This is a genomic window from Acinetobacter sp. YH12112, assembly GCF_013418945.1.
GTDB lineage: Bacteria > Pseudomonadota > Gammaproteobacteria > Pseudomonadales > Moraxellaceae > Acinetobacter > Acinetobacter indicus.
This window is the reverse complement of sequence record NZ_VPBA01000035.1, coordinates 19,145-28,471: the sequence shown is the minus strand read 5'-3', so window position 1 is coordinate 28,471 and position 9,327 is coordinate 19,145. Positions and strand designations below refer to the sequence as shown.

The following is a 9,327-nucleotide window of genomic DNA, read 5'->3' as shown; positions in this document are numbered from 1 at the left end:
CGGCTATATTACTCTCTATTTTTAGAAAGTCAACATGCAATGTTGATTTTATTTCTAAACTTACCACCTAAACCAGAACTCAACCATTTTAGCTAAATCCTTGTTTATCAACAAGTTTTTATCAACACCACCGCCGATGGATGTGCATTATAGAGCAAATAAAACCTGACGCAACCCCTATTTTTAATTATTTTGGGAAATATATCTTAACTGTATTTTTTATGATCAATTTCAGGTTTTTCAGTTTATTTTTTATCTTTTTCTTTCATTTTTATTTTAGTTAGACTGCGGCCATAATTTTATTTTTAACTTTTTATAAAAATGCCTTCTCTCCCCTTACACAAAACACTGTGTTTTTTGCTGTGTTTATGTTTGCACCCTGCCCATGCCAATAGCCCAACCGCTGGTACACCCCAAATGGTGTATGCCATTTTAAGTTATACCAAATGGGAGCAAAACACGCCGAATATTTGTATTGTGAATAATCCGGCGCTAGCACAACAATTTAAAAGCCAGCGTAGCGCACAGCATGTTTATAAAATCAGCCCACTACAATTAGACGATTTAAAACAGACCAGTTGTCAGGCCATTGTCTTTTCCAACCTAAGCCCACGTGAAGAACAGAATATTCTGAACAGTACAGTGCGTTATCCCGCCTTAAGCATTAGCACCACCAATTCAGCCTGTGAGCTGGGCAGCGTCTTTTGCCTTTACCAGAAGAAAAATCAGCAGTATTCATTTAGGGTGAATATGCAAAGTCTGACGCAATCGCAGGTACATATTGACCCCCGGGTATTATTACTGGGTAAAAACGGGGGCCTAAAGCATGAATAAGCCCAAAGCAGTATCGCTACGACGTATTTTCCGTTCGTACCAGCTGGTGATTTTTATTCTGACCTTTGGTTTATGCCTAGGTATTTTTTGTGTGGTGTCTAATTACACCCTGGAAGTTATGCCAAACAGAGTTTGAGTATTTTATCCGGCTCTCTGGCAGAGCGGATTCAGCCCGCTGTGGTCTTTCATGACACCTATACAATTCAGAAGATTCTGACTGAATATGCCGAGCAATATCCGATTCATTCGATTCAAGTCATCGCAACCAATGGTGAAGTCCTGTCGACCATTCATCATCATCAAAATGCGTTACCGTTTATTCAGTATTTACTGGACTGGCTGTATTTTCGTGAGCCAGTGACAGTCGAGATTCAGCATCAGCAGCAAAATTTTGGACAACTGGTGGTCTATGGCAATGCCTCCACCCATGTCAGTTTTTTCTATACCATTCTACTGGCGCTGACCATTAGCTTTATTTTACTGCTGGCCTTACTGTTCTGGTCGGCAAATGCGGTTTACCGACATTTGATGAAAGCGGTCAATCCGCTGGTACAGACCACCCAGACCATCAGCACCAATAAAAATTATCAGCTACGCCTGCCCTCGTCTGAAATTTCTGAGTTTCAGGAAATTAATCGCGTGGTAAATGAACTGCTGGACAAAATTGAAGCCTCAACCCGGGCCCTGCAACATGAAAATCATCAATTGTCGCATCAGGCCCGTCATGATGGACTGACCCAACTTCCTAATCGTGAATATTTCCATCAAATGCTGGCACAGAGTTTTGCCCAAGGTACGCAAGACAGCATTGCCCTGCTGTTTATTGATAACGATAACTTTAAAGAAATTAATGATCGCCACGGCCATGCCGCCGGTGATGCCGTGCTGCTGGAAATGACCAAACGCTTGCGCCAAGCGTTAAACCAGCATGATTTTGTGTCCCGCCTCGGTGGTGATGAGTTCGCAATTATTGTAAAAAATATTGAAGATCATCATGATTTAATTAGAATAAGTGAAAATTTACTCCACTGCTGTCGCCAGCCTTTAATTTTTAATCATCATCCTATTTATTTCAGTTTTAGTATTGGCATCGCACTCGCGCAGTCAGCATCATCTCCTGAAATGCTGATCAATAATGCAGATATGGCCATGTATAAGGCCAAGCAGCTCGCACAACACTGGTACATTTTTGCAGAGCACGGGCGCATGGCCAAAGGTTAGTTTATTCATGTTAAAACATATTTTTAAAACTGCTTGTCTGCTGCTTGCACTGACTACCCTCAGTGCCTGCATGAGTCTGGGGCAACTTAATTACAAACAGGCCCGCATGCTCAAGCAGGAAGGCTTTAGCCTGACCAGTGAGGGCTGGAGCTTAGGCCTGCCAGAAAAACTGCTGTTCGGTTTTGATCAGGCCGAGATCCAGGCGCATAACCAGCAAGCCTTACAGCAACTCTCGAGCAAGTTACTGAAATATAAACTAGATAAAGTCAAAATTATTGGACATAGCGACAATGTCGGCGACCTGACCTATAACCTGAAGCTGTCCGGAGAACGCGCTGAAAATGTCGCACAGATTTTTATGCAACAAGGCTTTCGACCAAACCATTTACAGGTAATTCCTCGCGGTGCAGAACAACCACTGGTGCCCAATACCTCTCCTGAAAACCGGGCGATGAACCGGCGTGTAAATGTGGTGATTGTGCCTTAAGTATTTTGCCACTTTGTAGAACTAGCCTCTTGCAGAGGCTTTTTTTATGGGGAGATTTGATCCGCAGACTCAAATTTCAGGCATAAAAAAACCGCTTAACGCGGTATCTTTTATCTTTCAACTTTAGGGAAATTGGTCGGAGCAGTAGGATTCGAACCTACGACCCCCTGGTCCCAAACCAGGTGCACTACCAGGCTGTGCTATGCTCCGATATTCAACTTTAAAAGTTGGGGTGAATGACGGGATTCGAACCCGCGACAACTGGAATCACAATCCAGGGCTCTACCAACTGAGCTACATCCACCATCAATTAGTTCTACAATACCAAGCCACCAAAATGGCGCGCCTGACAGGATTCGAACCTGTGACCATCCGCTTAGAAGGCGGATGCTCTATCCAACTGAGCTACAAGCGCTTAACCGATGATACCAAAAACACATCGTTGCCTTGAGAAATTGGTCGGAGCAGTAGGATTCGAACCTACGACCCCCTGGTCCCAAACCAGGTGCACTACCAGGCTGTGCTATGCTCCGTTTCATCTCAGCTTTTCGTGTATCGCACATCGTGCGGTACGGTGTGCATTCTAGGCGCGACGCCCGTGGACGTCAACACCTATCTTTAAAAAAATATGAAAAATCTCTTCAACCGCTTATTTATCAAGCATTTTAGACATTTTTCAATCAATTTTTAGCGTTTTAGCTGCGCACTGAAGTTTAACATGCGATCGAGCGGTAATTTGGCGCGTTCTGCCAGCGTAGGATCAACAAAAATTTCCTGATCACCCTGCTGTAAAACCTGCAAAATCCCATCTAGTTCGTTCATAGCCATCCACGGGCAATGCGCGCATGAGCGACAGGTCGCGCCTTCACCAGCGGTCGGCGCTTCTACCAGAATCTTGTTCGGTACCGCCTGCTGCATTTTGTAGAAAATCCCGCGGTCGGTCGCCACAATTAAACGCTCATGTGGCAAAGTCTGGGCAGCCTTGATCAATTGCGAGGTACTGCCGACTGCATCAGCAATATCCACCACCGATTCTGGTGATTCTGGATGCACCAGCACCGCTGCATCCGGATAAAGCGCTTTCATTTGTGCAATCCCGCGGGCACGGAATTCTTCATGCACGATACAGGCACCATCCCAGAGTAGCATGTCTGCGCCCGTTTTTTTCTGGATATAACGACCCAAATGCTGATCCGGTGCCCAGATAATTTTTTCACCCAGGCTATCGAGATGCTCGACAATTTCAACCGCACAGCTTGAGGTTACCACCCAGTCGGCACGGGCTTTCACAGCAGCCGAGGTGTTGGCATACACCACTACGGTATGATCAGGATGGGCATCGCAGAATTGGGTAAATTCATCTACCGGGCAGCCCAGGTCGAGTGAACAGGTGGCTTCCAGCGTCGGCATCAGCACTGTTTTCTCAGGTGACAGGATTTTGGCGGTTTCGCCCATAAATTTCACCCCGGCCACCACCAGGGTTGACGCTGCATGATCACGACCAAAACGTGCCATTTCCAGTGAATCCGATACACAACCACCCGTCAGCTCTGCCAGCTCTTGCACTTCAGGATCGCAATAATAGTGTGCCACCAGTACTGCATCACGTTTTTTAAGTTCGGCCTGAATTAAGGCAAATTTGGCCTGCTTGGCTTCTTCAGTTAAATGATTTTCTTTCGGTTCACCCAAACGGTCTAAATGCGCCTGCACAATCGACTTTGCTTCATTGGCAATTAAAATGGTCGCATCATTCATAACAGCGTCTTCTCTATCGAAATGCTTGTTTGCACAAGCAGTTACATCAGCAATTGGTCAGTGTCAGCGCTTGACCAATCATTAAAAATACAGCGTTGTAAAAAAGCCTCACAACGGAGGCTTTTTCAGAAATACATCAGGGACTTAAGAACGGTAGTCTGCATTAATCTTGACATAATCATAAGATAAATCGCAGGTATAGACGGTATCTTGAGCCTGGCCACGACCTAAATCTACACGAATGGTCATTTCCTGCTGCGCCATGACACGTGCGCCGGCTTCTTCGGTATAGTCCGCTGCGGCGCCGCCATCTTTACAGATTTGTACATCATCTAACCAAACCTGAATTTTTTCAACGTCTAAATTTGGCACGCCCGCATAACCAATGGCCGCCAGAATACGGCCCCAGTTTGGATCTGAGGCAAAAATAGCGGTTTTTACTAGCGGTGAATGAGCAATACTGTAAGCAATATCGCAACATTCCTGGGTATTTTGTCCACCTTCGACTGCAACGGTAATAAATTTGGTCGCGCCTTCACCATCACGCACAATCAGCTGCGCCAGACGTGTCATCACCCGGGTTAAAACCTCTAATACTACGGCATAACGCGGATCTTCGGTCGAGCTGATTTCTGTACCACCGGCCTGGCCAGTTGCAATGAAGATACAGGAGTCATTGGTTGAGGTATCGCCATCGACAGTGATGCGGTTAAACGAGACATTAACCGTACTACTCAACAGTTGCTGTACCAGTTCACGGCTGATTGGAGCATCAGTGGCCACATAACCAAGCATGGTCGCCATATTCGGGCGAATCATGCCGGCACCTTTAGAAATACCGGTCATGGTATAAGTGATGCCATCCAGTTCAAACTGCTCAGATGCACCTTTCGGTGTGGTATCTGTGGTCATAATACCGCGGGCAGCGTCGTCCCAGGCATCGGCACGCAAGCTGTCTAAGGCCGGTTGTAAACCCGCAGTTAAACGCTCAATTGGTAACTGCTCGCCAATCACACCAGTAGAAAACGGCAATACTTCGGCGGTCTGTACACCCGCCAGTTCAGCCAGCTTGGCACAGGTTGCTGCTGCATTTTGCATACCGGTTTTACCGGTTCCGGCATTAGCATTGCCGGTGTTAATCACTAAATAGCGTGGATTACCCGCCTGCAGATGTGCTTTACAGATATGCACAGGTGCTGCACAAAAGGCGTTTTGGGTAAACACACCGGCGACATTGGCGCCTTCGGCCAGTTCAAAAATAACAAGGTCACGTCGGTTCTTATAACGAACATAGGCTTCTGCTGTCCCAATTCTCACCCCTTTGACCACATGCATCTGTGGCATAGAAACGTCACCTACTGCCATTTTTAAACGTCCAACCAGTTAATAATTCAGTGTGCACAGCTTAGAACAAAATCAGGAAAAAATCGAGCAGAACCCATCATCCACAAAATTGTGGCCAGACTCAACTGCCGTGCAATAAAAAACCAGCCCGCAGGCTGGTTAGTGTTGTGTGCTTGACCCTTAGTTTTTGGCCAGTTGCGCAGCTTCGTTTAATAAAGCCTGTTTGGCTTTTTGCTGGCTTTCTGCAGACAGGGCCGGGTTAGAAGCAACAATGCGGTCGGCATTGGCAGCATTGGCCGGAGCAATGGCTGCAGTCTGGAGCACAATCGGACGTTTATTCGGGTTGGCAAAGGTATAACGGATACCGGTACGTGGGCTTGCAACCGTCACCTGGTCATTATTGACCACTGCTTGGGTGGTGCTTACACCGACTGCGGCCTGAACTTTTGCCAGCGTGGTGGTTTGGGTATTGGCAAAAGCCAAAGCAGGCGTTGCTAAAGCAACAATCAGTAAAGGTTGTAATACTTTTTTCATTGTGTTTTCCACTTTTCGGTGTGCAATGTGCAACTAAATACCATTTAATTTCCTGCACTGCAATCTGTATTCACATCTTGCAAAACTATTCAAACACTTAGCGGAATAAAAAAAAGCAGAATCGAAATTCTGCTTTTTGCGAGATGTTTTGAATGGCTTAGATTTTGCCGTGGCACTGTTTGTATTTCAGACCTGAACCACATGGACATGGTGAATTACGGCTTGCCGGTGGCGTAAACACCGTTTCGGTTGGAGTTGTCTGCTGTGCATCGGCTTCGAAAGTTTCACCGGTCAGACTGTCCACATCGGCATGAGACAGATTCAGCTGCATCGCCTCGGCTTGTGCCTGTTTCTGTGCTTCAAGTTCAGCCAGTTCTTCAGCTGTTGGTACGTGTACGCGAGACAAGTCAGTCACGACATCAGACTTGATCACAGCGAGCATGTTCACAAACAGGTTAAAGGCTTCTTTCTTGTATTCCTGCTCCGGATTCTTTTGCGCATAACCACGTAAATGAATGCCTTGACGCAAGTAATCCATTGCCGCCAGATGGTCTTTCCAGTGACGATCCAGCGAGTTGAGCATAAAGTGACGCTCCAGCATCGCTGCAGATTCATCACCCATTTGCTGACGGCGGCTGTTATAACGAGCCACCAGCTCATCAGAAATACGTTCGACCAGACCTTCTTCATCCAGACGGCGATCTTCTTCTAACCATTGGTTAATTGGCAGATCTAAAGCCAGATCTTCACGTAACGCCTGCTCCAGACCGTCAATATCCCACTGATCATGAATCGACTCTGGTGGTACATAGTTGGCAATCACGCCCTGAATCACTTCACGGTGCATTTCTTCGATGTAATCTTGCAATGAGTTTGCGGCAAGAATTTCATCACGCTGTGAGTAAATAATCTTACGCTGTTCATTGTTGACGTCATCGTATTTCAACAGGTTCTTACGGATATCGAAGTTACGTGCTTCAACTTTGCGCTGGGCATTTTCAATCGAACGCGACACCATTTTGTGTTCAATGGCTTCATCTTCTTTCAGGCCCATGGCACGCATCATGGCCACCACACGATCACCGGCGAAAATACGCATCAGGTCATCTTCAAGTGACAGATAGAAACGCGACACACCCGGGTCACCCTGACGACCGGCACGACCACGCAGCTGGTTATCAATACGGCGTGATTCATGGCGTTCAGAACCAATAATATGCAACCCGCCTGAGGCCAGTACCGCTTCGTGGTTCTGGTCCCATTCTTCTTTCAGACGTTGTTCATCTTCAGGTGTCGGGTTTTCAATTTTGGCCAGCAGAGCTTTCCAGTTACCACCGAGCAGAATATCGGTACCACGACCCGCCATGTTGGTGGCAATGGTCACCGCACGTGGTGCACCGGCTTGGGCAATAATATCGGCTTCACGTTCATGCTGTTTGGCGTTCAGAACTTCATGATGAATACCGGCCTCTTTCAGTTTGTCCGAGAGGATTTCTGAGGCTTCAATGGTGGCAGTACCAATCAGGATCGGCGCGACACCCGATTCCTGCACGCGCAGGATTTCCTGAATAATCGCGTTGTATTTGCCTTCACGATTTAAATAGATTAAATCGTTATGGTCCTGACGGATCATTGGACGGTGGGTTGGAATAATCACCACATCCAGACCATAAATTTCTTTCATTTCTGCCGCTTCAGTATCGGCAGTACCGGTCATACCGGACAGTTTTTTGTACAGACGGAAGTAGTTCTGGAAGGTGGTGGTGGCCAGAGTCTGGTTTTCCGGCTGGATTTCCAGACCTTCTTTGGCTTCAACCGCCTGATGCAGACCTTCAGACCAGCGACGACCCGGCATGGTACGGCCGGTGTTTTCATCGACAATAATCACTTCACCATCATGGATGATGTAATGCACATTGCGCTGATACAGGAAATGGGCACGAATGGCCGCAGACACGTGATGTACCAGATTCAGGTTGGAAGCAGAATACAGGCTTTCCCCTTCTGCCAGCAGACCCATCTGAATCAGTTCATTTTCTACGGTTTCATAACCGACTTCGGTCATTTCAACCGAACGCTGTTTTTCATCAATCCAGAAGTGACCGCCATCTGGCACTTTCTCTTCTTTTTGCGGATGCAGTTTAGGCGGAATGGTATTAATCGCCGCATACAGCTGTGATGAGTCTTCGCTCTGACCCGAGATAATCAGCGGGGTACGTGCTTCATCAATCAGGATCGAGTCGACTTCATCGATAATGGCATAGGTCAGGCCACGCTGCTTTTTCTCTGCCAGCGAGAACACCATGTTGTCACGCAAATAGTCGAAACCAAATTCGTTGTTGGTTCCGTAAGTAATATCGGCACGATAGGCTTGCGCTTTTTCGGTCGGGTCCTGCATCGAATAAATAATGCCGATACTTAAACCCAGAAATTCAAAGAGTGGACGGTTGAGTTCGGCATCACGCTGCGCCAGGTAGTCGTTCACGGTAATCACGTGTACGCCTTCACCACTTAAGGCATTCAGGTAACAGGCCAAAGTCCCCATTAAGGTTTTACCTTCACCGGTACGCATTTCTGCAATTTTACCTTCGTGCAGGGTAATACCACCAATCAGCTGTACATCATAATGGCGCATGCCCATGACCCGTTTCCCGGCTTCACGGCAGACTGCAAACGCTTCTGGCAATAACTTATCTAGACTTTCGCCCTTGTTATATCGTTGTTTGAATTCTTCGGTTTTTGCAGATAAGTCTGCATCGCTTAAGGCTGATATCGTCGGCTCGAGCGCATTAATCTTGTCTACGATTTTACGCATGCGTTTGAGTTCGCGCTCATTTTTGGTACCGAAGATTCCTCCGATCAGACTTGCCAACATGAATAGACTCTCTAAATCTTGCTTGTCAAAAGAATAATTTGTTCTCAGTCGTTATTATGGTGCTAGAAATTTGAAGTACAAGGGTTTTGCACACAACCCATCAAAAAATTCTGATGATTTCTATCCGTACAGCGAAGCTAAGGCAAAATAATGTAGCAAATTTTAATCGGATGATATAGTCAAAGCATGACAATATGACTGCATGTTTTTTCAGCATTTCATGCAACTACTTATTCCATATATTCATAAAGAATTACAAAAAAAGTATTTTCAATGC

The 9,327-nt window shown here is 46.4% G+C and carries 8 protein-coding genes and 4 tRNA genes; 4 read left to right on the top strand and 8 right to left on the bottom strand.

The genetic code is table 11. The features are described from left to right. The first annotated feature begins 372 nt into the window (after positions 1–372). From FTU50_RS12385 to FTU50_RS12375, 4 genes are read left to right on the top strand one after another with little or no spacing between them, the layout of a single operon-like run. Positions 373–834, top strand: coding sequence for a YfiR family protein (locus FTU50_RS12385; RefSeq protein ID WP_257222844.1), 462 nt, complete (start codon positions 373–375; stop codon positions 832–834). Next, positions 827–970: a hypothetical protein gene (locus FTU50_RS15580; RefSeq protein WP_160242843.1), complete on the top strand. Its 144-nt coding sequence runs from the start codon at positions 827–829 to the stop codon at positions 968–970. The genes FTU50_RS12385 and FTU50_RS15580 overlap by 8 nt, the downstream gene beginning before the upstream one ends. Next, on the top strand, positions 967–2,055 hold the full coding sequence (locus FTU50_RS12380; protein ID WP_257222845.1) for a sensor domain-containing diguanylate cyclase: 1,089 nt from the start codon (positions 967–969) through the stop codon (positions 2,053–2,055). Before FTU50_RS15580 ends, FTU50_RS12380 begins: the two co-directional genes overlap by 4 nt. A gap of 7 nt (positions 2,056–2,062) precedes the next feature. Then, the gene (locus tag FTU50_RS12375) at positions 2,063–2,542 is read left to right on the top strand and encodes an OmpA family protein (protein WP_127801379.1); all 480 of its coding nucleotides are present in this window, start codon (positions 2,063–2,065) and stop codon (positions 2,540–2,542) included. A 133-nt stretch (positions 2,543–2,675) separates the two neighbouring features. Here FTU50_RS12375 and FTU50_RS12370 read toward each other — a convergent pair. From FTU50_RS12370 to secA, 8 genes are all read right to left on the bottom strand, one after another. Continuing rightward, positions 2,676–2,752: transfer RNA gene (locus tag FTU50_RS12370), tRNA-Pro, on the bottom strand. Positions 2,753–2,770: 18 nt separating this feature from the next. Next, positions 2,771–2,846 (bottom strand) — tRNA-His (locus FTU50_RS12365). A gap of 34 nt (positions 2,847–2,880) precedes the next feature. Next, positions 2,881–2,957: transfer RNA gene (locus tag FTU50_RS12360), tRNA-Arg, on the bottom strand. Positions 2,958–2,998: 41 nt separating this feature from the next. Continuing rightward, positions 2,999–3,075: transfer RNA gene (locus FTU50_RS12355), tRNA-Pro, on the bottom strand. A 154-nt stretch (positions 3,076–3,229) separates the two neighbouring features. Next, positions 3,230–4,297: a quinolinate synthase NadA gene (gene nadA, locus FTU50_RS12350; protein ID WP_127800468.1), complete on the bottom strand. Its 1,068-nt coding sequence runs from the start codon at positions 4,295–4,297 to the stop codon at positions 3,230–3,232. Between the two features lie 144 nt (positions 4,298–4,441). Then, the gene (argJ, locus tag FTU50_RS12345) at positions 4,442–5,662 is read right to left on the bottom strand and encodes a bifunctional glutamate N-acetyltransferase/amino-acid acetyltransferase ArgJ (RefSeq protein ID WP_016658664.1); all 1,221 of its coding nucleotides are present in this window, start codon (positions 5,660–5,662) and stop codon (positions 4,442–4,444) included. Positions 5,663–5,821: 159 nt separating this feature from the next. Then, entirely contained in the window at positions 5,822–6,175 is a 354-nt protein-coding gene (locus tag FTU50_RS12340) for a hypothetical protein (RefSeq protein ID WP_180062722.1), read from the bottom strand. Between the two features lie 157 nt (positions 6,176–6,332). Continuing rightward, positions 6,333–9,050 carry a preprotein translocase subunit SecA gene (gene secA, locus FTU50_RS12335; RefSeq protein WP_005179958.1) on the bottom strand — a complete coding sequence of 906 codons (2,718 nt, stop codon included), beginning with the start codon at positions 9,048–9,050 and terminating at the stop codon, positions 6,333–6,335. Positions 9,051–9,327: the final 277 nt, after the last annotated feature.